Origin of the sequence: Gordonia paraffinivorans NBRC 108238 (assembly GCF_000344155.1) — a bacterium.
In the GTDB taxonomy this organism is placed as follows: domain Bacteria; phylum Actinomycetota; class Actinomycetes; order Mycobacteriales; family Mycobacteriaceae; genus Gordonia; species Gordonia paraffinivorans.
On the sequence record NZ_BAOQ01000009.1, the window covers coordinates 76,631 to 99,475 of the forward strand.

Below are 22,845 nucleotides of genomic sequence, written 5' to 3' on the forward strand. Positions count from 1 at the left end.
CCTGGAATCGGCGTATGTACACCAGACGGCCGACCCCCGGAGGAGTCGGCCGTCTGGTGGGAGACGAGGTGCGCTACCGCTACAGGTACTGACCCGTGTTGGTCTCGGTGTCGATCGCGCGGCTCGCGCCCGCGCTCTTGCCGGTGACGAGGGTCCGGATGTAGACGATCCGCTCGCCCTTCTTGCCCGAGATCCGGGCCCAGTCGTCCGGATTCGTGGTGTTGGGCAGGTCCTCGTTCTCGGCGAACTCGTCGAGGATCGAGTCGAACAGGTGCTGCACCCGCAGACCCGGGGTACCCGTCTCCAGCTGCGACTTGATCGCGTACTTCTTGGCCCGGTCGACGACGTTCTGGATCATCGCGCCCGAGTTGAAGTCCTTGAAGTACATGATCTCCTTGTCGCCGTTGGCGTAGGTGACCTCGAGGAAGCGGTTGTCCTCGCTCTCGGCGTACATCCGCTCGACGACCTTCTCGATCATCGCCTTCACGCAGGCCGCGCGGTCGCCGCCGAACTCGTCGAGATCGTCGGCGTGGATCGGCAGGTCCTCGGTCAGGTACTTGGAGAAGATGTCGATCGCGCTCTCGGCGTCGGGGCGCTCGATCTTGATCTTCACGTCCAGGCGGCCCGGACGCAGGATCGCGGGGTCGATCATGTCCTCGCGGTTCGACGCACCGATCACGATGACGTTCTCGAGGCCCTCGACGCCGTCGATCTCGCTGAGCAGCTGCGGGACGACCGTGGTCTCGACGTCGGAGGAGACGCCCGAACCGCGGGTGCGGAAGATCGAGTCCATCTCGTCGAAGAACACGATGACCGGCGTGCCCTCGGAGGCCTTCTCGCGGGCGCGCTGGAAGATCAGCCGGATGTGACGCTCGGTCTCGCCGACGAACTTGTTCAGCAGCTCGGGGCCCTTGATGTTGAGGAAGTAGGACTTCGCCTCCTTGGCGTCGTCGCCGCGGGCCAGCGCGATCTTCTTCGCGAGCGAGTTCGCGACGGCCTTGGCGATGAGCGTCTTGCCACAGCCGGGCGGACCGTAGAGCAGCACGCCCTTCGGCGGCCGCAGCTGGTAGTCGCGGAACAGGTCCTTGTGCAGGAACGGCAGCTCGACGGCGTCGCGGATCTGCTCGATCTGGCGGCCGAGACCGCCGATGTCCTCGTAGCCGACGTCGGGGACCTCCTCGAGCACGAGGTCCTCGACCTCGGCCTTGGGGACCCGCTCGAAGGCGAAGCCGGCCTTGGTGTCGATGAGCAGCGAGTCGCCCGGGCGCAGCTTGCGGCGGTTGCCGTCCTCGCCGTCGACCTCGCCGAGCAGCGGCTCGGCCAGCCAGACGACGCGCTCCTCGTCGGCGTGGCCGACGACCAGGGCGCGCTTGCCGTCGCCGAGGACCTCACGCAGGGTGCTGATCTCGCCGACCGTGTCGAAGTCGCAGGCCTCGACGATGGTCAGGGCCTCGTTGAGACGCAGCGTCTGGCCCTTGCGGAGGTTCTCGGTCTCGATGTTCGGCGAGCAGGTGAGCCGCATCTTGCGACCCGAGGTGAACACGTCGACGGTCCCGTCGTCGTAGGTCTCGAGAAGCACGCCGTATCCGCTCGGCGGCTGGCCCAGGCGGTCCACCTCTTCGCGCAGGGCGACGAGTTGCTGCCGCGCCTCCTTGAGGGTGTCGAGGAGCTTCGCGTTGCGGGCCGTCAGGGCCTCGACGCGCTCCTGGAGTTCCCTGGGGTCCGCCTGGCGTCCGAACGACGGGCGTTCGGAACCACTCCGCGCGAGAGGCGGCGTGTAGGCAGGGGTGAATCCCTCGTCGGGTGTGGTCGCGCTCTCGGGGACCGCGGGGTCCCCGGTGGCGTCGTGACGGTCAGATTCGGTCATTGCTGACTCCTCTCCCCGGCAATCACCCGATCCCTCGATCGGAATGCTCGCGCCGTATCACTACGCTACCGGGGCCGACCGAGAATCGCCCTCCACCCCGCGATCGGCGGTGTTGACGGTGTGTTAAATCTGCGTGTTCGCAATGTGATCGCGACCTTCGCGGCGGTCGGCCGCCCGGCGACCCGGCCGCGACTCAGCCGCGGGTGGGCCGACGCTGCGGGCGCAGCGTCGTGGTGCCGTCGGCGAGGCGGCGGGCCGTGATGAGAAATGCGGTGTGGCCTTGCATTTTGTGCTCGGGCCGCACGGCCAGTCCCACGGCCGACCACTCGCGCAGAAGGGTCTCCCAGGCACGCGGCTCGGTCCAGCACTCCTGCTCGCGCAGCGCCTCGACGACGCGCGAGAGCTGGGTGACGGTCGCGACGTAGACGGTCAAGACCCCGCCTGGCCTCAACACCGTGCGCACCACGTCCAGCGTGTCCCACGGGGCGAGCATGTCGAGGACGACGCGGTCGAAACGCTCGTCGGTGTCGATGTTGACCAGGTCGTCGACGGTGAGGTGCCAGTTCTCCGGCCGGCCGCCGAAGAAGGTCTCGACGTTGCGGACCGCGTGCTCGGCGTGGTCGTCGCGGATCTCGTAGGAGACGACCTCGCCCTCGGAGCCGACCGCGCGCAGCAGCGAGCACGTGAGCGCACCGGAACCGGCGCCGGCCTCGAGCACGCGGGCGCCTGGGAAGATGTCGCCCTCCATCACGATCTGGGCGGCGTCCTTGGGGTAGATCACCTGCGCGCCGCGCGGCATCGACAGCACGTAGTCGACGAGGAGCGGACGCAGCGCGAGGTACTGGGTGCCGCTGGTGGCCGAGACGATGCTGCCCTCGGGGGCGCCGATGAGGTCGTCGTGGGCGATGGCGCCGCGGTGGGTGTGGAAGAGCTTGCCCTCCTCGAGGTGCACCGTGAACTTGCGACCTTTCGCATCGGTCAGCTGCACTCGATCGCCGACGACGAACGGTCCGGTGGTGGGCACAGGTGCTTCCTCTCGTGGAACTTGCCGGAATGGGCGGTCAGGACGATACCCGACCGCCGGGTGCCCGCCGATCGCGCGTCGGAGCCACGCGGTGTCGGTGGCGAGGCCTAATCTGCGAGACGTGAGCACGATGACCGGCACCGACACCCCCGACACGGCCGCATCCCCGTCGTCCGACCCGGCGTCGACGGCTCCCCCGTCCGGCGGGCGCGGCATCGTCGGGCGCCCGCTGGCGCTGTCGCCCTCGCGGGCCGCCGACTTCAAGCAGTGCCCGCTGCTCTACCGCTACCGCGCCATCGACCGCTTCCCCGAGACGCCGACCCCGGCCCAGACGCGCGGCACCGTCGTGCACGCGGCGCTGGAGAATCTCTTCGACATGCCCGCCGAGCTGCGCACGCAGGAGTCCGCGGAGTTGCTGGTGGAGGGCGCCTGGGCGGCGCTGTGCGAGGAGGACCCTGAACTCGCGCGCATCATCGGCGAGGGTGGCCAGGAGGCGTTCCTCGCCGGGGCCCACAAGCTGATCGCGACCTACTACACGATGGAGAACCCGACCGCGTTCGACGCCGCCGCGGTCGAGGAGCACGTCGAGATCGAGGCCGACGACATGCTCATGCGCGGCTTCATCGACCGCATCGACATCGCGCCGACCGGCGAGATCCGGGTCGTCGACTACAAGACCGGACGCTCCCCCGGCGTGGCCTTCGAGTCCAAGGCGCTGTTCCAGATGAAGTTCTACGCCCTGGCGATCCTGCGGACCCGCGGCGTGGTGCCGGCCCGGCTGCAGCTGATGTACCTCGCCGACGGCCAGCAGCTGATCTACCACCCCGACCACGAGGAGCTGTTGCGGTTCGAGCGCACGCTTCGGGCGATCTGGCAGGCGATCCGGACGGCCGTCGCGTCGGGCGACTTCCGGCCGAAGAAGACCGGGCTCTGCCGATTCTGCGAGCACAAGGCGCGCTGCCCGGAGTTCGGCGGCGAGATCCCGCCGTACCCGGGCCCGCCGCCCGGTTTCGACGCGGGGTGACCCGCCACCCCCGGACGCAGCGACTATGTCGTTTGTCATAGGCTGGCGACGTGGAGAAGGCGTACTACGAACCCGTCGAGGCGCCGGCGTCGTCCGGCACCGGTCCCGACGCGGACCCGACGGTGACCCATGAGTTCTTCCGGCCGACCCCGGCCACGCTGAGCGTCTGGTCGCCCACCATGCAGCACGGCGGACCGCCGTCGGCGCTGATGATGCGCTCGCTGCTGCGGTGCGACCCGGATCCGGCCCAGCACTTCACCCGCGTGACGACCGAGATCCTCGGTCCGATCGGATTGGGCGTCAACCGAATCCACGCGCGGGTCACCCGCCCGGGGCGACAGATCAGCATGGTCGAGACCGAGCTCGACGTGCAGCAGCCCGACGGCTCGTTCCGCACCGCCGCACGGTCGGTCGGCTGGCGCATCCGCGCGGCGGACACCGCCGAGATCGCCAACGCCCCCGCTCCCCTGGCCGCGCGTCCGGACGAGCTCGAGCGACACATCGGGTTCCCCGACGACAGCGGCGAGGCGGTCGACTGGGGCACACTCGGGTTCATCGGCACCGTCGAGTCGGCGCGCACCGAGGGACGCTACGGCGAGACCCCGGCGGTGTGGCTGAGACCGGTGATCCCGCTGGTGGACGGCGAGAAGACCAGCGACCTCGAGTCGATCTTCACCGTCATCGACGTCGCCAACGGGCTGGGCACCCGCCTGCGGCCAAACAAGTGGTCGTGGATGAACACCGACACCACCGTGCACCTCACCCGCGTGCCGAGCGGGCCGTGGGTCGGCATCGACGCCCACATGGTCGCCGGGCCGGACGGCTTCGGCGCGACCTTCGGCGAGCTCTTCGACGCCTCCGGCCACATCGGCCGGTCGGCGCAGACGGTCATGCTCAACGCCGTCGGCTGACCTCGGGCATCGACGAGAAGAGGGGCCCGTCACCGGCCGGTGACGGGCCCCTCTTCTCGTCGATGCGTCAGAAGCGGCAGGACCGGATGTCGGTCGCCAGGATCGCCTTGGCGCCCAACTCCGCCAGCTCGTCCATGAGGTTCTGGTGGTTCTTGCGCGGGACCATCGCACGGACGGCCACCCAGTCGGGGTCGGCCATCGGGGCCACGGTCGGCGACTCGAGTCCCGGCGTGATCGCCGAGGCCTGCTCGAGGATCGCCCGCGGGCAGTCGTAGTCGATCATCACGTACTGCTGGCCGAAGACCACACCCTGGACGCGGGCGATGAACTGCTTCTCGGCCTTGCTGAGCTCGGCGTCGCGACGCGAGATGAGCACGGCCTCGGAGTTGCACAGCGACTCGCCGAAAGCGGCGAGCCCGTGCTGGCGCAGCGTCCGTCCGGAGCCGACCACGTCGGCGATGGCGTCGGCGACCCCGAGCTGGATCGAGATCTCGACGGCGCCGTCGAGGCGGATGATCTCGGCCTCGATGCCGCGGGCGCCGAGGTCGCTGCGCACCAGGTTGGGGTACGAGGTGGCGATGCGCTTGCCCGCGAGGTCCTCGACGGTCCAGGTCTGGTCGGCGGGGGCCGCGTAGCGGAAGGTCGAGGAGCCGAAGCCCATGGCGAGCTGCTCGTCGACGGCCGCGCCGGAGTCGAGGGCGAGATCGCGGCCGGTGATGCCGAGGTCGAGGCGACCTGACGCGACGTAGATCGCGATGTCCTTGGGCCGGAGGAAGAAGAACTCGACGTCGTTGTTGATGTCGAGGACGGTCAGGTCCTTGGAATCGGTCCGCTTGCGGTAGCCGGCCTCGAGGAGGATGGCCGACGCGGATTCGGAGAGCGCACCCTTGTTGGGCACGGCAACTCGCAACATTTCGATGTCCTTTTCGTGGGTTTGCACTCAGGCTGGGCAGGGAGACGTGTCTGGCCGGGTCCTCCGGTCACAGATGTCGGTACACGTCCTCCAGCTCGAGACCCCGCTTGATCATCATGACCTGCAACCAGTAGATGAGCTGAGAGATCTCCTCGCCGAGCGAGTCGTCGGACTCGTGCTCCGCGGCAAGCCAGACCTCACCGGCTTCCTCGATGATCTTCTTGCCGAGAGTGTGCACGCCGGAATCGAGCGCGGCGACGGTTCCCGATCCCTCGGGACGGGTCTCGGCCTTCTCGCGCAGTTCGGCGAACAGCTCCTCGAATGTTTTCACGAGTCACCATTTTTGCATGTCGCGATATGCGCGAGCCCGCCGGTCCATGCCTCGGTGATGTCGTCGAGGCCGAGGCCGACGAGTGAGCTCCGGAACACGCGCAGCGGACCCGGTTCGACGCGGGCCGCCGACGGCACGACGAGGGTGGGGCAGCCGGCGGCGGTCGCGGCCTGGGTTCCGGTCGGCGAGTCCTCGACCGCCAGGCAGTCGGCGCTCGCCACGCCGAGGAGCTCGGCGGCGCGCAGATAGGGATCGGGCGCCGGCTTGCCGACGGGGACCTCGTCGCCGCAGACGGTCGCCGCGAACCGGTGCAGGCCGATGGTCTCCAGGGCGACGTCGGCGGCCTCGCGCACGGTGTTGGTCACCAGGACCATCGGGATGCCCGCGCCGGCGACCAGGTCGAGCGCCTCCACCGCGCCGGGGCGCCACGGGAGCCCCTGCGCGAACAGCTCGCCCACCCGGTCCAGCGTCCACCGGCCGTCGGCGGCGGGGTCGCGATCGGCCGGCGGGATGCCGGCCGCGACGTGGACCTTCGCCAGGGCGTCGGGCAGGGAGTTGCCGAGGGTCGACTCGCGCAGCTGCGGCGTCATGGCGATCCCGTGACGTTCGGCCAGCTCGCTCATCGCGATCTCCCACAGCGGCTCGGAGTCGAGCAGGGTGCCGTCCATGTCCCAGAGGACGGCGGCGGGGAGTCGGGAAGGGACGAAGAGGGAGTCGGTCACCCCTGCATCATCCCAACCCACTGTCCGGTCGGCTCATCGGCCGGATAGAACAGCTCGACGGTCAGCTCCTCGAGGGTGATGTCACGCGGCGACCCGAACGTGGTGAGGGTGCTGAAGAAGGAGAGCTTCTGCTCGCCGAGGACCACCTCGAACGGCACCAGCAGGCGGTCCGGCTCGTACACGGTCTCCCCTGCCGCGCGTCGCTCGTCGAGGCCGACGACCGTCTCGTACGACGACACCTCGCGCTCGAGTTCCACCAGTCGTTCGTCGCCCGTGATCCGCGTCATGCGGCGCAGCAGGTCGACGAGGTGGCCGCCCCACTCGTCGAAGTTGTGCGTCATGCGGGCGAAACCGTCGGGATGCAGCGACGCCCGGAACAGATTGACCGGGGCGGTCTGGAATCGCTCGGGAAGCAGGCCGAGGAACCGGACGGCGGCGTCGTTGGCCAGCACGACGTTCCAGGTCCGGTCCAGCGCGACCCCGACATTGGGTTCGTGGGCGTCGAGCAGTCGCACGATCTCGGCGCGCACGCGCGACATCGTCTCGGCGTCGAGCGGCCGCTCCTCGTACCGCGGCGCGTACCCGGCCGTCACGAAGAGCGAATTGCGTTCCCGCAGCGGGATGTCCAGATGCTCGGCGAGAGCGTCCAACAGCGCGGGGCCGGGTCGCGACCGCCCGGTCTCGACGAAGCTGAGGTGACGGGGCGACACCCCCACCGCGTGGGCGAGGTCGAGCTGACTCACCGACCGCCGAGAACGCCACTGCCGCAGCATCGTCCCCACCTCGACGGTCATGAACTCACCGTAGGCAACCCTCGATGAGCTCGAGGGCGAACCCGATGGTCTGTGCGAGGACTTCTTCGGGTTCGCCGTCGAACTCCTTGCAGGTGGCGCTGACCCGGCCGCGGTGGTCGAGACCGAACCACACCGTGCCGGGCGCGGCCTCGTCGGGCTCGGGGCCGGCCTCGCCGGTCACCGCGACGACGATCTCGGCGTCGAAGAGCCGTGCCGTGGTGGCCGCCATGGCACGAGCCGCCGTCTCGCTGACGACGGGCCCCTCCGGCACCTCGAGCAGGCCGTACTTCACGTCGGAGTGATAGGCGACGACACCGCCGCGGAACCAGGTGCCGGCCTGCGGGGCCTTGCTCAGCTCGCTGGCGAGGTTGCCGCCGGTCAGCGACTCGGCCACGGCGATGTGCTCGCCCCGGTCGAGGACTGCCTTCGCGATCTGCTCGCAGGTGTGGGAGAAGTCACTCACATCGGACATGACCCGACGATTACCTCATCGGCGCGTCTTCAAACCACTACCCGGCGGGTAATCGCGCGCCGCGCACCGAGGCGTCACGCTGGGCCCATGACACACGGGATTCACGAGCGGCAGGGCACGGCGCTGATCTCCCCGGCGATGGGCGTTCCCGCCCGGGTGTACCGGCGGTTGTCGGAAGCATTGGGGTCCGGGGCATTGGCGTCCGCGGCATCGGCGTCCGGGGCATCGGCGCAGTCCGGGTTCGAGGTGGGCGTGGTGGGGCGGCGCGGCGTGGAGGACGGCTCTCCCCGCCCGCACGCGCCGTCGACTGGTCACACGAGGACGAGGCGGACGACCTCGCCGAGGCGATCGCGGCGGCACGGGCCCGCACGGGCGGCCCGGTCCTGGTGATCGGCCACAGCCTGGGCGCTCAGCTGGCCGCGCTGGCGGCGCAACGCTCCGACCATCGACCGGACGGCATCGTCGCGATCGGGGCGTCGGTGCCGTGGTTCCGCCACTACGGCCGCCGCGCCGTGCCCTTCGCCGCACTCGCGGCCTCGGTCCGCCCGGTGACCGCCGTCGTCGGTCACTGGCCGCGGCAGGGCTTCGCCGGGCCGACGCCGCGGACCCTGATGCGCCAGTGGGCCCGGATGGTGCTGACCGGTCGCCCGCCCTTCGATCTCGACGGCTCGATCCGGGTTCGGGCGCTGATGGTCCGCCTCGGCGACGACGAACTGGTCACCGACCAAGCGGCGGCCGCGTACGAGGCGGCGTTCTCCCGCGACGTCGTCACCCGCTGGACCTACGACGAGTCGTGCTGCCCGGCCGGCGGTGACGCGACGCATCTCGGATGGAGTCGCGCCCCCGAGGTGGTGGCCCGGCGGATCGCCGAGTGGTGGACGTCGGGGCCCGGCGCGGTGGTCACCGGTGAGATGCGTGAGGACGCACCCGAATCCGGCTGACGCTCAGGCCCTCCAGGTGCCGCTCGTCGATTCGATCCGCCGGCGGGTCCGTTCCGCGGTGGCACGGCCCCACTCGCCCGTGGAGACGTAGACGATCACGGCGAGGGCGAACCCGCAGGCGGCCATCGCGATCCACACCGGCCGCGCCGCGGCGGACAGACCGTCGGCGATCGAGCCGTCGATCCCGGCGAACGCGAGCGCGCCGAACACGGCCACACCGAGTGCGGTGCCGACCTGTCGCCCGGTCGAGGCCATCGCCGACGCCAGCCCCGCCTGGGTGCGGGGCATGCCGGACACCGCGCCGTTGGTGATCGGCGCGTTGAGGAAGCCGAAGCCGAGTCCGAACACCAGGTACGACGCGCCGACGTAGACATACGAGGTGTCCTCGCCCAGACCGATCAGCATGGCCGAGCCGGCGATGGTGGCGAACGAGCCGATCATCATCGGCAAGCGGGTGCCGCGGTCGCCCACGAGGCGACCCGCGATCGGTGCGCAGACCACCGACGCGGCGGCCATCGGAAGGGTCATCAGGCCCGCGTTCATCGGCGACAGGCCACGCACCTCCTGCAGGTACAGGGTGTTGAGGAACAGGAAGCCGCCGGTCGCGGCGAAGGCGATCACGGCACAGGCGACGGCGCTCGAGAACGGTGCGCTGCCGAAGAACCGCGGGTCGAGCAGCGGCTCGTCGCGCCGGTTCTCGAACCACACCAGCGCGACCAGGGACACGGCCGAGATCAGGAAGCAGCCGAGGACCGTCGGAGAGGTCCAGCCGAGCGGCCGGCCCTCGATGATGGCGAAGGTGAGCGTGGCGAGGAAGGCCAGGATCAGCACCTGCCCGACGGGGTCGGCGCGTCGTGCGTGCTCGGCGCGCGACTCGGGGACGAACCGGGCGGTCAGCGCGATCGCGAGGAGGCAGACGGGCACGTTGAGCCAGAAGATCGCCTCCCACCCGATCCCGGACACGAGCGCTCCGCCCACGACCGGCCCGAACGCCATGCTCAGGCCGAATGCCGTGCCCCACACCCCGATCGCCTGCGCGCGTTCCCGCGGGTCGACGAAGACGTTGGTGACGATGGCGAGCGCGACCGGGTTGAGCATCGACCCGCCGATCGCCTGCACCATGCGGGCGCCGATGAGGAACTCCGCGGTCGGCGCGAGCGAACACAGGACCGACGCCACCCCGAAGACCAGCAGGCCGAGCTGGAAGATCCGCTTGCGCCCGAAGCGGTCTCCGAGCGTCCCGCCGAAGATCAGCAGGCTCGCGATCACCAGCGCGTACGAGTCGATCACCCACTGCAGCTGCGACTCGGTCGCGTCGAGGTCGCGGCCGATGGACGGGATCGCGACGTTGAGCGCGGAGACGTCGAGACCGACGATGAACAGGCTGAGGCAGCACGTCGCGAGGATGACGAGGCGGTCGCGGCGGGTCAGGGTGCCGCCGGCCGAACGCGCGCGCAGTGCGGACACGCGGCTCACGACTCCGCCGCCCGGCGGAGCTTGTCGAGGAGGCCGGCGAGCTGCCGCAGCTCGGCTCCGTCGAGGGCGTCGAACATGGCCGGGGCCACGGCCGGATTGTCGATGACCTCGGTGACCACCCGACGTCCGGCGTCGGTGATGGTGACGAGCCGGCAGCGGCGATCCGACGGCTCGGGCTCGCGGGTGACCAGCCCGCGCTCGACCAGGTCGTCGACGATCCCGCTCATCGCCGACTTGTCGACCCCCATGCCCTCGGCGAGCTCACGCTGCGTCATCGGCCGCTCGGCGACCCGTCGCAGCGCGCGGAACCGGCTGAAGGGGATGTCGATGACCTCGGTGATCCGCGCCCGCGACTCCCGGGCCCGATCACGCACGAGGCCGTTCATCGCGAACCACACCGTGGTCGCCGTGGGATCGGCGACGCCCCTCCGCGAGTTGGTTGTAGGCATTCAACGATTGTAGATCTACAACAATCCGGGCCCGTGGCCGGCAGCGAGGTCGCGGGCGAGCCGAGTGCGGCCGGGAGTCAGCGGCCGACGCCCTGCCCGTGGCGCCCCTCCCCACCGGCGAAACGGGAGGCGCCGGCGGCGGTGTCCGCGGCCAGCGACACCATGCCGTGGTGGAGCTCGTTGACCATCGCCGAATCGGCGTCCATGCCGTGCTGCTCGCGCACCGACGCCCGGTCCTCGCGCAGGCACGTCTGCGGGAAGGCCGCGATCTGCTCGGCGAGTTCGACGGCGGCGTCGAGCGCCGTGCCCGATGGGACCACACGGTTGGCCAGGCCGATCTGCAGCGCCTCGTCGGCGGTGACCGCACGCCCGGTGAGGATCAGGTCCATCGCACGGCTCTCCCCGATCAGCCGCGGCAGGCGCACCGTGCCGCCGTCGATCAGCGGCACTCCCCAGCGGCGGCAGAACACCCCGAAGACGGCGTCCTCGTCGGCCACCCGGAGGTCGGCCCACAACGCCAGCTCGAGGCCCCCGGCCACCGCGTGGCCGGAGACCGCCGCGATCACCGGCTTGGACAGGTTCATCCGCGTCGGCCCCATCGGGCCGTCGCCGTCGAACTCCACCCGGTTCGGGTCACCGTCGGCGATGGCCTTGAGATCCGCTCCGGCACAGAAGGTCCCGCCTTCGCCGTAGAGGACGGCCACCGACGCGGACTCGTCGGCGTCGAATCTCCGGAACGCGTCGGCGAGGGCCTGTGCGGTACGACGGTCGACGGCGTTGCGCCGCTCGGCCCGGTCGATCCCGATGATCCGTACCGGCCCCCGCGACCGCTCGATCACTGTGCTCACGATCGCCCCTTCTCGACGCCGGCTACGTGTTGAAGTACTTGGCCTCGGGATGGTGCAGCACGAACGCGTCGGTGGACTGCTCGGGATGCAGCTGCAGCTCCTCCGACAGCTCGACGCCGATGCGCTCGGGTTCGAGCAGCGCGACCATCTTGGCGCGGTCCTCGAGGTTCGGGCAGGCGCCGTAACCGAACGAGAAGCGCGCACCGCGGTATTCGAGGTCGAAAAAGCCCTGCGGGTGCTCCGGATCCTCGGCGGCCACACTGCGGTCGTCGAACCGCAACTCGCTGCGCACCCGCTGATGCCAGTACTCGGCGAGCGCCTCGGTCAGTTGCACGCCGATGCCGTGCACCTCGAGGTAGTCGCGGTAGGCGTTCTCGGCGAACAGCTTGTTGGCGAAGTCGGCGATCGGCTGCCCCATCGTCACCAGTTGGAACGGCATGACGTCGACCTTGCCGGCTTCCTTCGCCGCCTCGCGCGACCGGATGAAGTCGGCGATGCACAGGAAGCGCGAGCGCTGCTGGCGCGGGAACGAGAAGCTGTGGCGCACCTCGGCATCCGGATCCGGCTCGGCGAGCACGTGGACCGTGTCGCCCTCGCTCACCGCCGGGAAGTACCCGTACACCACCGCTGCGTGCTGCAGGATGTTCTCGGTCGCGAGGCGGTCGATCCAGTACCGCAGCCGCGGACGGCCCTCGGTCTCGACGAGCTCCTCGTACGACGGGCCCTCGCCGCCGCGGGCTCCGCGCAGGCCCCACTGGCCGAGGAACAGCGCACGCTCGTCGAGGAACTGCAGATAGTCGTGGACCGGGATGCCCTTGACGATCCGGGTCCCCCAGAACGGCGGCGTCGGGATCTCGTTGTCAGCGGCCACATCCGACCGCTCGGGCACCTCGACCGGCGTCTCGGCGGCCTTGCGCTTCTCGGCGATCCGCTTGGAGCGCTCGTGACGCGCCTTGCGCTCGGCGGCCTTGGCGGCGGCCGCCTTGGCCTCCTCGCTGTCCGGATCGGGACCTTCGCCGCGCTTGCGGGCCATGATCTCGTCCATCAGGCGCAGACCCTCGAACGCGTCACGCGCGTAGTGCACGTCGCCCTCGTAGACGTCGGACAGGTCGTTCTCGACGTAGGTGCGCGTCAGCGCGGCGCCGCCGAGCAGCACCGGGTACTCGTCGGCGAGGCCCCGGGAATTGATCTCCTCGAGGTTCTCCTTCATCACCACGGTCGACTTCACGAGCAGACCCGACATGCCGATGACGTCGGCCCGCTTGTCCGCGGCGACCTCGAGGATCGTCGAGATCGGCTGCTTGATGCCGATGTTGACGACCTCGTAGCCGTTGTTCGACAGGATGATGTCGACGAGGTTCTTGCCGATGTCGTGCACGTCGCCCTTGACGGTCGCGAGCACGATGCGACCCTTGCCGTCCTCGCCGGTCGACTCCATGTGCGGTTCGAGGTGGGCCACCGCGGCCTTCATCACCTCGGCGGACTGCAGCACGAAGGGCAGCTGCATCTGGCCCGAGCCGAACAGCTCGCCGACGGTCTTCATGCCCGACAACAGGGTGTCGTTGATGATCGCCAGCGGCGGGACCTGCTTCATCGCCTCGTCGAGGTCGTCGGTCAGGCCGTCGCGCTCGCCGTCGACGATGCGCCGTTCCAGACGCTCGAACAGCGGCAGCTTGGCCAGCTCCTGCGCACGCGACTCACGCGCCGACGCCGCCGACACGCCCTCGAACAGCTGCATGAGCTTCTGCAGCGGGTCGTAGCCCTCGCGGCGACGGTCGTAGACGAGATCGAGCGCGACCTGGCGGTGCTCCTCGGGGATGCGCGCCATCGGCAGGATCTTCGAGGCGTGCACGATCGCGGTGTCGAGACCGGCCTGGACGCACTCGTGCAGGAACACCGAGTTGAGCACCTGCCGCGCGGCCGGGTTCAGGCCGAACGAGATGTTCGAGATGCCCAGCGTGAAGTGGACGTCGGGATGCGCCTCCTTGAGGCGACGGATCGCCTCGATGGTCTCGATGCCGTCGCGCCGGACCTCCTCCTGACCCGTGGAGATCGGGAAGGTCAGGGCGTCGATGATGATGTCCTCTTCGGCGAGGCCCCAGTTGCCGGTGATGTCGGCGATGAGGCGCTCGGCGACCCGGACCTTCCAGTCCGCGGTGCGCGCCTGCCCCTCCTCGTCGATCGTGAGCGCCACGACCGCGGCGCCGTGCTCGACGACGAGCTCCATGATCTTGTGGAACCGCGAGTCCGGGCCGTCGCCGTCCTCGTAGTTCACCGAGTTGACCGCGCAGCGTCCGCCCAGCGTCTCCAGCCCGGCGCGGATGACGTCGGGCTCGGTCGAGTCGAGCATGATCGGCAGCGTCGACGACGTCGCGAAGCGGCTCGCCAGGGCGGTCATGTCGGCGGCGCCGTCGCGACCCACGTAGTCGACGTTGAGGTCGAGCATGTGCGCGCCGTCGCGCGTCTGGTCCTTGGCGATGTCCAGGCACTTCTGGTAGTCGCCGGCGATCATCGCCTCGCGGAAGGCCTTGGACCCGTTCGTGTTGGTCCGCTCGCCGATCACCAGGAAGCTGGCGTCCTGGTCGAACGGGACCGCGGTGTAGAGCGAGGAGGTCTCCGAGACGTGCTCGGGCCGGCGGCTCGCGGGCGTGACCCCGGCGACCGCCTCGGCGACCTGGCGGATGTGCTCGGGGGTGGTGCCGCAGCAGCCGCCGACGAACTGCAGGCCGAACTCGCCGACGAACCCGGCGAGGGCCTCGGCCAGCTCCTCCGGCGTCAGCGGGTACTCGGCGCCGTTCGGGCCGAGCACGGGCAGGCCCGCGTTCGGCATGACCGAGACCGGGAGCCGCGCGTGCTTGGACAGGTAGCGCAGGTGCTCGCTCATCTCGGCGGGACCGGTCGCGCAGTTCAGGCCGATCACGTCGACGCCGAGCGGCTCGATGGCGGCCAGTGCGGCACCGATCTCCGAACCGAGCAGCATCGTGCCGGTGGTCTCCACGGTCACGTGGGTGATGATCGGGATGCGTCGGCCGACCCGGTCCATGGCCCGGCGCGCCGCGACGACCGCCGCCTTCACCTGCAGCAGGTCCTGGCACGTCTCGATGAGCACCGCGTCGGCGCCGCCCTCGAGCATGCCGATGACGCATTCGATGTAGGCGTCGCGGATCACCGCGAAGGTGGTGTGACCGAGGCTGGGCAGCTTGGTGCCCGGGCCGATCGAACCGAGCACGTAGCGGTCGGTCCCGTCGGCCGACGGCCCCATCTCGTCGGCGACGCCGCGGGCGATCGCGGTGCCCTTGTAGGCCAGCTCGCGGATGCGGTCGGCGATGTCGTAGTCGCCGAGGTTGGACAGGTTGCAGCCGAAGGTGTTGGTCTCCACCGCGTCCGCACCTGCCTCGAAGTAGGCGCGATGGATGGCCTCGAGCACGTCCGGGCGGGTGTCGTTGAGGATCTCGTTGCAGCCCTCGAGGCCGAGGAAGTCGTCGAGGGTCAGATCCGCGGCCTGCAGCATCGTGCCCATCGCCCCGTCGCCGATCAGCACTCGCCGCGACATCGACGACATGAAGGTCGTGTCGAAGTCGCTCGGTCGGTGGCCGGGGTTCTCGAAGGACATGGTTGACAGCGTAGTTCGCCCTCTCTGCGTGTTCGGTCGTAGGCTGGTTCGGTGAACGCTGAGCAGATGTCCGACCTCCCCCGGCTGCGCAGACCCATTCTGCTCGCAGCCTTCGAGGGATGGAATGACGCCGGAGACGCCGCCAGCAGCGCGGTCGAGCATCTCGCACTCGAATGGGACGCCCGTCCGCTCGTCGACATCGACTCCGATGAATACTACGACTTCCAGGTCAACCGTCCCACCATCAAGCTCATCGACGGCGTGACCAGGCGAATCGAGTGGCCCACGACCTCCATCTCCTGGTGCAGCCCGCGCGGCGCCGACCGCGACATCGTGCTGGTCCGGGGCATCGAGCCGAACATGCGCTGGCGCGCGTTCTGCGCCGAGATCGTCGAACTCGCCCACCGACTCGAGGTCGAGATGACCGTCATGCTCGGCGCGCTCCTCGCCGACACCCCGCACACGCGCCCGGTGCCGGTCACCGGATCGGCGTACAGCAGCGAGACCGCCGAGCGGTACAACCTGGCCGAGAGCCGCTACGAGGGTCCCACCGGCATCACCGGCGTCCTGCAGGACCTCTTCGTCCAGGCCGGCATGCCGGCGGTGTCCTTCTGGGCCGCGGTCCCGCACTACGTGTCCACGCCGCCCAACCCCAAGGCGACCGTCGCCCTGTTGACGCGCGTCGAGGAGGTCCTCGACATCGAGGTGCCGCTCGGGACGCTGCCCGAACAGGCCGAGGAGTGGGAGCGCGCGGTCACCGAGATGACCGAGGACGACGAGGAGATCGCCGAGTACGTGCGCGGCCTCGAGGAGCGCGGCGACGCCGAACTCGATCCGGACGAGGTCATGGCCAAGATCGACGGCGACGCACTCGCCGCCGAGTTCGAGCGCTATCTCAAGCGCCGCGGACAACAGGGGCCGTTCGGAGGGTGAGCGGCAACCGGTCGACGGCCACCCGCGTCGGCGCCGGGATCGCGGCGGGCATCGCCACTCTGGGCGCCGGAACCGCGGCGTACGCCGCGCGCAATCTCACCTACGACACCCGGGAGGCGGCCCGACTCGCGTCCAGCGGGATGCGCGCGCGGGCGGTCACGACACCCGACGGAGCGGTCATCACCTATGGCGAGGGACCCGCGCGCGGTGCTCCCCTGCTGCTCGTCCACGGCCAGCAGGTGTCGTGGGCGGACTACGCATCCGTCCTCCGCACCCTCACCCGTGACTGGCACGTGTTCGCCGTCGACGCGTTCGGGCACGGCGGTTCGGAGAAGGACCCGTCGCGGTACCCCGCCCTGCCGCAGACCGAGGCGCTGGCCTGGTTCGTCGAGAACGTCGTCGGCGCTCCCGTCGTCGTCGCGGGTCACTCCTCCGGCGGGCTCCTGGCCGTGCGCCTGGCCGCCGACTTCGCCGACCGCGTGCGCGCCGTGCTGATCGAGGACGCGCCCTTCTTCGGGACCGAACCCGAGCGAGCACGCTCGACCTACGCCTGGCTGGACACGTTCCGCAACATCCACCGTTATCTCGAGGCCGGCGCCTCGGCGGGCGCGGACAGCTGGACCCGGTACTGGTTGCAGCACAGCTACCTGCGGACGATGTTCGGCGACCGGGCGTGGCAGTCGCTGGTCCGCGGACCGGTCGAGCGCCGCCTCGACCGCGATCCCCGCGTCGTCCCGAAGCTGTGGTGGCTGCCGCCCACCCTCAACCGCGCGATCGCGCTCACGGCCTGCCTGCAGGACGGGACGGGCGACTACGACCTGCGCTACGGCGAGATGTTCTACGACGGCAGCTGGCTCGCCGGATTCGACCAGGCCGAGACCCTCCGCCGGGTCCGCGTCCCGGCAACCCTGCTGCACACGACGACCCACGACCAGGACGGCGTCCTGCTGGGTGCGATGACCTCCGACGACGCCAACCGCGCCCACACGCTCATGCCCGACTGCCTGCTGGTCGACAACATCCCGTCGGGACACGACATCCACCGGCAGCAGCCGTCGCTCTACCTCGACGCCCTGAACGCGCTGCGGGACCGGATCCGCGGCTGAGCCGGACGGTCTCCGCCGAGACCAGGCGATCTTCTGACGACACCCGGCCGATCTTCTCTATCGAGACTCAGCCGATCTTCTCTATCGAGACTCAGCCGATCTTCTCTATCGAGACAACGGGCGTGGTGATGCGCCACGTGCGCACATCCGGGTCGTCGGCCGCGCGCACCCAGAACTGGGCGGATTCGCCGAGACGGCAGGACTTGACCCCCAGCAGCGGGATGTCCTCGGAGTCGCGGCGCAGCCGGCTCACGGTCCATTCCTCGCTCTCGGTGCCACCGACACCCGGTGCACGCAACAGCGTCATCTCGTCGAAGTCGAGCAGATACGTGGACGTCCGGGTGACCACGGTGAACACCCCGGAGTCCGTGTCGGGTCGGATCTCTTGCACACGCGCCACGAGAGCACTCTACCCAGTGCGGCCGGCGACCGTCGTGCGGTGTCGCCGGCACGCACGCCCGGTCGACTCCTGCCGCAACCGATCTCGGCCGATCAGCCGGCCTGCGGAGTCCGCGGGATGCCGAGCAGCGCGTCGACCGCGGCGGCCAGCTCGCCCGGCGCGGTGGCCGAGGAGCCGATGCCGATGCGCACGTCCTCGCACCACCCGTCCACGGCGGCCAGCGCCTTGGGGGTGTCGAGGTCGTCGGCGAGGTGCTGGCGCACGCGTGCGATGACCTCGGTCGCGTCCGGGCCGGTTGCCGCGGCGAAGGCGCTGCGCCAGCGGGCGAGGCGCTCGACGGCCGTGTCGAGGACACCCTGCGTCCACATGCGGTCGCCACGGTAGTGGTCGGCCAGCAACGCCAGCCGGATCGCGGCCGGGTCGACGCCGTCGCGGCGCAGGTGCGAGACGAAGACCAGGTTGCCGCGGCTCTTGGACATCTTCTCGCCGTCGAGGCCGACCATGCCGGTGTGCACGTAGTGGCGGGCGAAGCGACGCGAATCGGTCAGCGCCTCACCGTGGGCCGCGGAGAACTCGTGGTGCGGGAAGATCAGGTCGTTGCCGCCGCCCTGGATGTCGAACTCGATGCCGAGGCGGTTCAGCGCGATCGCCGAGCACTCGATGTGCCAGCCGGGCCGGCCCGGACCGAACGGCGAATCCCACGACGGCTCGCCCTCCCGCTTCGCGCGCCACAGCAGCGCGTCGAGCGGATCGCGCTTGCCCGGGCGGTCGGGGTCGCCGCCGCGCTCGGCGAAGAAGCGCGCCATGGTCTCGCGGTCGTAGCCGGACTCGTAGCCGAACTGCTCGGTCGCGTCGGTCCGGAAGTAGACGTCCGGGTACTCCGCGTCGTCGACGACGTAGGCCGCGCCCGAGGCCAGCAGCTTCTCCACGACCTCGATGACCTCGCCGATGGACTCGACGGCGCCGACGTAGTCGCGCGGCGGCAGGACACGCAGCGCGGTCATGTCGTCACGGAAGAGCTGGGTCTCGCGTGCGCCCAGGTCGCGCCAGTCCACTCCGTCGCGGTCGGCGCGCTCGAACAGCGGATCGTCGACGTCGGTGACGTTCTGGACGTAGTGAACGTCGTGGCCCTGGTCGCGCAGCACGCGGTTGATCTGGTCGAAGGTCACGTAGGTGGCGGCATGACCCAGGTGGGTCGCGTCGTACGGGGTGATCCCGCAGACGTACATGGTGGCGGTCTCCCCCGGCGCCACGGGGCGGACGGCTCGGTCGGCGGTGTCGTAGAGACGGAGGGCGGGTCCACCGCCGGGTACCACCGGAAGTTCCACATCGGGCCACGACTGCATGGCGTCCACTGTATTGCCCGCCGCGCGGACGGTGTTCACGGGCCGTCCGGTGCACGGGCCGCCGCGGTCGCGGGGCCGTCCGGGACAGCGCGATCAGAGCCGGGACACCGCGGCAGGCGTCAGAACGGGGGCCACGGGATGGGACGACGCCCGGGCGGGAACGGCATCGTCGCGTTCTCCGCGATCACCATCGCCCGCAGCGTCAACGCCTCGATCTCGTCCGCGGTGATCAGCTCCCGCAGTTCCTCGCGCAACTCCGAACCCGCGGTCTCGAGCTGCTCGACCAGCGTCGCGACGTCGGCGACGAGATGGGCCGGCACCTGCTCTCCCGCCCAGCCCCACAGGACCGTTCGCAGTTTGTCCTCGGAGTGCAGGCAGATCCCGTGGTCGATGCCGTAGACCCCGCCGTCGAGCCCCTCGAGCACGTGGCCGCCCTTGCGGTCGGCGTTGTTGAGCACCACGTCGAGCACCGCGAGACGTTGCAGCCGCGGGTCGTCGGCGTGCACGAGGACCACCGGCTCGCCGGTGTGGTCGTAGGCCTCGAGCACCGCGAAGAAGCCGGTGGGCACGGAGTCGGCGGGACACAGGTCGACCAGGTCCACCCGCGGCGATCCGGCGTCGGCGCGCGGGTGTTCGGAATTGTCCGGGGTCTCGATCCAGCGCTGCACCATGCCCGGACCCACCGGGCCGTCACGATGCACCGTGGCGGGTATCGCGCCCCAGCCGAGCGCCTCGGAGACGAGGTACGACGCCACCTCTCGCCCGGCCAGCGTGCCGTCGGGGAAATCCCAGAGCGGGACCTCGCCGCGGACCGGCTTGTAGACACACCGCAGTTCGGTGTCGTCGAGCGCGGCGTCGCACACGAGCGTGGCGTTGCTCGCCGACGGGATGCGCCCGAGGATGGTCAGTTCGCCCTCGCGCAGGACGTCGAGGACCGCCACCTCCGACGCTGACTCCGAAAGCGATTCCGACGCAACGGCTTCTGACGCAACGGGCTCCGATGCAGCGGGCTCCGACGCGGGTTCGGGCGTCATGGCCGTTCGGGACCGGTCTCGTCCGGGTCGTCGGGATCGTCCGGCTCGTCGTCGTCCTCGACGGAGAAGCTCGGGTCGCCCTGCGCGGCAAGGCTGTTGAAGACCGCCGGGTCGATGAAGTCGAGCGACTTGCTGAGCTCGGCGTCCCGCTTGTAGCCGTTGGTGCGCACGCACAGATGCCCGTTCGGGTCGAGCGGCTCGTTGCACAGCGGACAGGGCTGTCGACCGGCCGAGATGACCTTCGCCGAGCGCGCGGCGAACTCGCGCGCCGCCGCGGTGCTCAGGAAGACCCGCACCGCGTCGGGGCCCTCGTCGGTGTCGTCGAGGACGACGCTCTCGTCGAACTCGCCCTCGGTGATGGCGAGCAGCTCGACGACGACGGCCTCGGACTCGGCGTCCCAACCCAATCCCATGGTGCCCACGCGGAACTCGGCGTCGACCGGCATCACCAGCGGGCTCAGATCGCCGACGCGGTCGGTCGGCGGCGGCACCGGGGTGCCGAACCGGCGGTGGATCTCGTCGAGCAGTGCGCCGATCCGGTCGGCCAGAATCTGGACCTGCTGCTTCTCCAGCATCACGCTGACGACGCGGGACTCGTGCACGGCCTGGAGGTAGAACGTGCGGTCACCGGGTTGCCCGATGGTGCCGGCGATGAACCGGTCCGGACTCCGGAACACGTGGATCGCTCGGGACATCACACCTCCTCGACTGTTGTGTTCATTATCGCGACGTCGCCGGGACCGTCGCAGACGCGTCGGCGTCGGCGCCGGTCTCACCGCCCACGACCGCGTCGTCGGCGGCCGCGGCCTCGCGGGGCGGCCGGGGCACCGGGACCTTCGCGGTGTGGTTCACGGTGTGCACGTACGGCCGCGCCGAGCCGTAGCGGATCACGCTGATCGACGCCGGCTCGACCACGATCCGCTGGAACGAGTCGAGGTGGCTGCCCATCGCGTCGGCGATCACCGACTTGATGACGTCGCCGTGGGAACAGGCCACCCACACCCCCGACCCGTCGGGCCCGCCGTAGATGCGGTCGAGCTCGCGCACGGCGCGCACCGCGCGGGCCTGGACGTCGGCGAGTCCCTCGCCGTCGGGGAAGACCGCGGCCGACGGCTGCTGCTGCACCACCTTCCACAGCGGCTCGCCCAGCAGCTCCTTGATGGGGCGGCCGGTCCAGCCGCCGTAGTCGACCTCGATGAGCTCGTCGACGACGATCTCCGGCGGACGGTCGCCGTTGGTGCCCAGGGCGCTCAGCAGCGGCGCCACGGTCTCCGCGCACCGGTCGAGCGGCGAGCGGGCCACGGCCCGGATCTCGCCGAGGTAGTCGCCGAGTCGGGTCACCAGGTCGTCCGCCTGTGCGCGGCCCCGGTCGTCGAGGTGGACTCCGGGGCTGCGACCGGCGAGCAGGCCTGAGGTGTTCGCCGTCGAACGGCCGTGCCGGAGAAGGATCACGGTCATTCCACAACCATAGGCATGAGACCGGACACGCCGCACACGACGAACCCGCGCGGAGCTGGATCTGCGGGATCAGGTGGCCGGGATGACGCCCGTCGACAACAGGATGATCAGCGTCACGCCGAGGATCACCCGGTAGCCGCCGAACCAGTTCATCGAGTGGGAGCCGACGAACTTCAGCAACCAGGCGATCGCCGCGTAGCCGACGACGAACGCCACGAGCGTCGCCACGAGCAACTGCGGACCGGTGGCCTCCATGCCCGAGCCGCTCGGGCTGAACGCATCGGGCAGGCTGAACAGGCCCGAGGCGGTCACCGCGGGGATGGCCAGCAGGAACGAGAACCGGAACGCGGCCTCGCGCTCGAGGCCCAGGAACAGGCCGGCGCTGGCCGTCGCTCCCGACCGCGAGACACCGGGGATGAGGGCGAGACACTGGGCGGCGCCCATCGTGAGGCCGTCGCGCAGCGTCAGCTTCTCCAGCGGACGCTGCTTCTTGCCGTACCGCTCGGCCAGCCAGAACACGCCCGCGAACACGATCAGCATGACCGCCACCAGCCACAGGTTGCGTCCGCTGGTGCGGATCTCGTCCTTGAACAGGTATCCGATGAGACCGATCGGGATGGTCGCGAAGATCACATACCAGCCGATCCGGTAGTCGAGGTCGCGTTCGTCCGCGTCGAACAGACCCCGGAACCACGCCGCGATGATGCGGACGATGTCACGCGCGAAGAACAACAGCACGGCCGCCTCGGTGCCGAGCTGGGTGACCGCGGTGAACGAGGCCCCGGCGTCCTCGCCGAACATGAGCTCCGAGGCGATGCGCAGGTGCCCGGACGACGAGATCGGCAGGAACTCGGTGAGACCCTGCAGCGCCCCGAGGACGATCGACTGGGTCCAGGTCATGGTGTCGGTCACGGCGCCCGATGCTACTGGTACCCGCGGCGGCGCCCACCCGGTCGACCCGGCCGCCGGGGCCGGTCGGCCGGTCGCGCAAGATGGATTCATGCACTCGCCCAGACGATCGCGCCCCCGTCACCAGCCCCCGAGAGGCCTCGCACGGTTGCGGCGCCCCGTCGCCGCGGCGGCCGCGTTCGCCGCGGGTGTGGCGATCATCACGGCCTGCGGGTCCGACGACAACGGCACCCCGGACGTCGCGACGGTCGCCCCCGCGACCCCCTCCGAGGCA

At 70.2% G+C, this 22,845-nt stretch carries 22 protein-coding genes; 5 read left to right on the forward strand and 17 right to left on the reverse strand.

Features of this window, described 5'->3' with window-relative positions; translation table 11 throughout:
* Positions 1-79: 79 nt before the first annotated feature.
* Positions 80-1,867, reverse strand: a complete 1,788-nt coding sequence (gene arc / locus GP2_RS05270) for a proteasome ATPase (RefSeq protein WP_006899441.1) — start codon at positions 1,865-1,867, stop codon at positions 80-82.
* A gap of 193 nt (positions 1,868-2,060) precedes the next feature.
* Positions 2,061-2,891 (reverse strand): tRNA (adenine-N1)-methyltransferase, encoded by an 831-nt coding sequence (locus tag GP2_RS05275; RefSeq protein ID WP_006899442.1) that lies wholly within the window; start codon positions 2,889-2,891, stop codon positions 2,061-2,063.
* A 130-nt stretch (positions 2,892-3,021) separates the two neighbouring features.
* Here GP2_RS05275 and GP2_RS05280 point away from each other — a divergent pair, with 130 nt between their 5' ends.
* Positions 3,022-3,915, forward strand: a complete 894-nt coding sequence (locus GP2_RS05280) for a RecB family exonuclease (protein ID WP_006899443.1) — start codon at positions 3,022-3,024, stop codon at positions 3,913-3,915.
* A gap of 50 nt (positions 3,916-3,965) precedes the next feature.
* Positions 3,966-4,826 carry a thioesterase family protein gene (locus GP2_RS05285; protein WP_006899444.1) on the forward strand — a complete coding sequence of 287 codons (861 nt, stop codon included), beginning with the start codon at positions 3,966-3,968 and terminating at the stop codon, positions 4,824-4,826.
* A 67-nt stretch (positions 4,827-4,893) separates the two neighbouring features.
* Here GP2_RS05285 and hisG read toward each other — a convergent pair whose 3' ends face one another.
* The 5 genes from hisG to GP2_RS05310 all read right to left on the reverse strand — a co-directional run bounded on the left by hisG (position 4,894) and on the right by GP2_RS05310 (position 8,058).
* Positions 4,894-5,739, reverse strand: a complete 846-nt coding sequence (gene hisG / locus GP2_RS05290) for an ATP phosphoribosyltransferase (RefSeq protein ID WP_006899445.1) — start codon at positions 5,737-5,739, stop codon at positions 4,894-4,896.
* A gap of 67 nt (positions 5,740-5,806) precedes the next feature.
* On the reverse strand, positions 5,807-6,070 hold the full coding sequence (locus GP2_RS05295) for a phosphoribosyl-ATP diphosphatase (protein WP_006899446.1): 264 nt from the start codon (positions 6,068-6,070) through the stop codon (positions 5,807-5,809).
* Positions 6,067-6,738: an HAD family hydrolase gene (locus tag GP2_RS05300; protein WP_040526470.1), complete on the reverse strand. Its 672-nt coding sequence runs from the start codon at positions 6,736-6,738 to the stop codon at positions 6,067-6,069. The genes GP2_RS05295 and GP2_RS05300 overlap by 4 nt, the downstream gene beginning before the upstream one ends.
* A 50-nt stretch (positions 6,739-6,788) precedes the next feature.
* The gene (locus GP2_RS05305; RefSeq protein ID WP_006899448.1) at positions 6,789-7,586 is read right to left on the reverse strand and encodes a helix-turn-helix domain-containing protein; all 798 of its coding nucleotides are present in this window, start codon (positions 7,584-7,586) and stop codon (positions 6,789-6,791) included.
* Positions 7,587-7,590: 4 nt separating this feature from the next.
* Entirely contained in the window at positions 7,591-8,058 is a 468-nt protein-coding gene (locus GP2_RS05310; protein WP_006899449.1) for a CinA family protein, read from the reverse strand.
* A gap of 17 nt (positions 8,059-8,075) precedes the next feature.
* Between GP2_RS05310 and GP2_RS21125 the strand changes: the two genes are divergently transcribed.
* On the forward strand, positions 8,076-8,999 hold the full coding sequence (locus GP2_RS21125) for an alpha/beta fold hydrolase (RefSeq protein WP_083900194.1): 924 nt from the start codon (positions 8,076-8,078) through the stop codon (positions 8,997-8,999).
* Between the two features lie 3 nt (positions 9,000-9,002).
* On the opposite strand, the gene GP2_RS05320 is transcribed toward GP2_RS21125, so the two are convergent.
* The 4 genes from GP2_RS05320 to metH all read right to left on the reverse strand — a co-directional run bounded on the left by GP2_RS05320 (position 9,003) and on the right by metH (position 15,385).
* Complete coding sequence (locus GP2_RS05320; protein ID WP_006899451.1) at positions 9,003-10,475, reverse strand: MFS transporter; 1,473 nt, start codon at positions 10,473-10,475, stop codon at positions 9,003-9,005.
* A complete protein-coding gene (locus GP2_RS05325) occupies positions 10,472-10,924 on the reverse strand; it encodes a MarR family winged helix-turn-helix transcriptional regulator (protein ID WP_006899452.1) in 453 nt (150 codons plus the stop codon). The genes GP2_RS05320 and GP2_RS05325 overlap by 4 nt, the downstream gene beginning before the upstream one ends.
* A 77-nt stretch (positions 10,925-11,001) precedes the next feature.
* Positions 11,002-11,772, reverse strand: coding sequence for a crotonase/enoyl-CoA hydratase family protein (locus GP2_RS05330; RefSeq protein WP_006899453.1), 771 nt, complete (start codon positions 11,770-11,772; stop codon positions 11,002-11,004).
* Positions 11,773-11,794: 22 nt separating this feature from the next.
* A complete protein-coding gene (gene metH / locus GP2_RS05335; protein ID WP_040526454.1) occupies positions 11,795-15,385 on the reverse strand; it encodes a methionine synthase in 3,591 nt (1,196 codons plus the stop codon).
* A 51-nt stretch (positions 15,386-15,436) separates the two neighbouring features.
* On the opposite strand from metH, the gene GP2_RS05340 reads away from it, so the two are divergent.
* Together GP2_RS05340 and GP2_RS05345 are read left to right on the forward strand one after the other, a co-directional pair.
* The gene (locus GP2_RS05340; protein WP_006899455.1) at positions 15,437-16,318 is read left to right on the forward strand and encodes a PAC2 family protein; all 882 of its coding nucleotides are present in this window, start codon (positions 15,437-15,439) and stop codon (positions 16,316-16,318) included.
* Positions 16,315-17,424 (forward strand): alpha/beta fold hydrolase, encoded by a 1,110-nt coding sequence (locus tag GP2_RS05345; protein ID WP_006899456.1) that lies wholly within the window; start codon positions 16,315-16,317, stop codon positions 17,422-17,424. Before GP2_RS05340 ends, GP2_RS05345 begins: the two co-directional genes overlap by 4 nt.
* 91 nt (positions 17,425-17,515) lie before the next feature.
* On the opposite strand, the gene GP2_RS05350 is transcribed toward GP2_RS05345, so the two are convergent.
* The 6 genes from GP2_RS05350 to GP2_RS05375 all read right to left on the reverse strand — a co-directional run bounded on the left by GP2_RS05350 (position 17,516) and on the right by GP2_RS05375 (position 22,574).
* Positions 17,516-17,824: a hypothetical protein gene (locus tag GP2_RS05350; protein WP_006899457.1), complete on the reverse strand. Its 309-nt coding sequence runs from the start codon at positions 17,822-17,824 to the stop codon at positions 17,516-17,518.
* A gap of 92 nt (positions 17,825-17,916) precedes the next feature.
* Positions 17,917-19,170, reverse strand: coding sequence for a cysteine--1-D-myo-inosityl 2-amino-2-deoxy-alpha-D-glucopyranoside ligase (gene mshC, locus GP2_RS05355; protein ID WP_040526473.1), 1,254 nt, complete (start codon positions 19,168-19,170; stop codon positions 17,917-17,919).
* Between the two features lie 119 nt (positions 19,171-19,289).
* Entirely contained in the window at positions 19,290-20,204 is a 915-nt protein-coding gene (locus GP2_RS05360; RefSeq protein WP_040526457.1) for an SCO1664 family protein, read from the reverse strand.
* The gene (locus GP2_RS05365) at positions 20,201-20,899 is read right to left on the reverse strand and encodes a DUF3090 domain-containing protein (RefSeq protein ID WP_006899460.1); all 699 of its coding nucleotides are present in this window, start codon (positions 20,897-20,899) and stop codon (positions 20,201-20,203) included. Before GP2_RS05365 ends, GP2_RS05360 begins: the two co-directional genes overlap by 4 nt.
* 25 nt (positions 20,900-20,924) lie before the next feature.
* The gene (locus tag GP2_RS05370) at positions 20,925-21,662 is read right to left on the reverse strand and encodes an MSMEG_4193 family putative phosphomutase (RefSeq protein ID WP_006899461.1); all 738 of its coding nucleotides are present in this window, start codon (positions 21,660-21,662) and stop codon (positions 20,925-20,927) included.
* A gap of 69 nt (positions 21,663-21,731) precedes the next feature.
* Positions 21,732-22,574 carry an undecaprenyl-diphosphate phosphatase gene (locus GP2_RS05375; protein ID WP_006899462.1) on the reverse strand — a complete coding sequence of 281 codons (843 nt, stop codon included), beginning with the start codon at positions 22,572-22,574 and terminating at the stop codon, positions 21,732-21,734.
* Positions 22,575-22,845: the final 271 nt, after the last annotated feature.

What these genes read in the sequence shown, in the direction of transcription:
- arc (WP_006899441.1), bottom strand. Translation starts at nt 1,867, where the DNA reads ATGACCGAATCTGACCGTCACGACGCCACCGGGGACCCCGCGGTCCCC.
- GP2_RS05280 (WP_006899443.1), top strand. Translation starts at nt 3,022, where the DNA reads ATGACCGGCACCGACACCCCCGACACGGCCGCATCCCCGTCGTCCGAC.
- hisG (WP_006899445.1), bottom strand. Translation starts at nt 5,739, where the DNA reads ATGTTGCGAGTTGCCGTGCCCAACAAGGGTGCGCTCTCCGAATCCGCG.
- GP2_RS05300 (WP_040526470.1), bottom strand. Translation starts at nt 6,738, where the DNA reads ATGGACGGCACCCTGCTCGACTCCGAGCCGCTGTGGGAGATCGCGATG.
- GP2_RS05305 (WP_006899448.1), bottom strand. Translation starts at nt 7,586, where the DNA reads ATGACCGTCGAGGTGGGGACGATGCTGCGGCAGTGGCGTTCTCGGCGG.
- GP2_RS05310 (WP_006899449.1), bottom strand. Translation starts at nt 8,058, where the DNA reads ATGTCCGATGTGAGTGACTTCTCCCACACCTGCGAGCAGATCGCGAAG.
- GP2_RS05325 (WP_006899452.1), bottom strand. Translation starts at nt 10,924, where the DNA reads ATGCCTACAACCAACTCGCGGAGGGGCGTCGCCGATCCCACGGCGACC.
- metH (WP_040526454.1), bottom strand. Translation starts at nt 15,385, where the DNA reads ATGTCCTTCGAGAACCCCGGCCACCGACCGAGCGACTTCGACACGACC.
- mshC (WP_040526473.1), bottom strand. Translation starts at nt 19,170, where the DNA reads ATGCAGTCGTGGCCCGATGTGGAACTTCCGGTGGTACCCGGCGGTGGA.
- GP2_RS05360 (WP_040526457.1), bottom strand. Translation starts at nt 20,204, where the DNA reads ATGACGCCCGAACCCGCGTCGGAGCCCGCTGCATCGGAGCCCGTTGCG.
- GP2_RS05365 (WP_006899460.1), bottom strand. Translation starts at nt 20,899, where the DNA reads ATGTCCCGAGCGATCCACGTGTTCCGGAGTCCGGACCGGTTCATCGCC.
- GP2_RS05370 (WP_006899461.1), bottom strand. Translation starts at nt 21,662, where the DNA reads ATGACCGTGATCCTTCTCCGGCACGGCCGTTCGACGGCGAACACCTCA.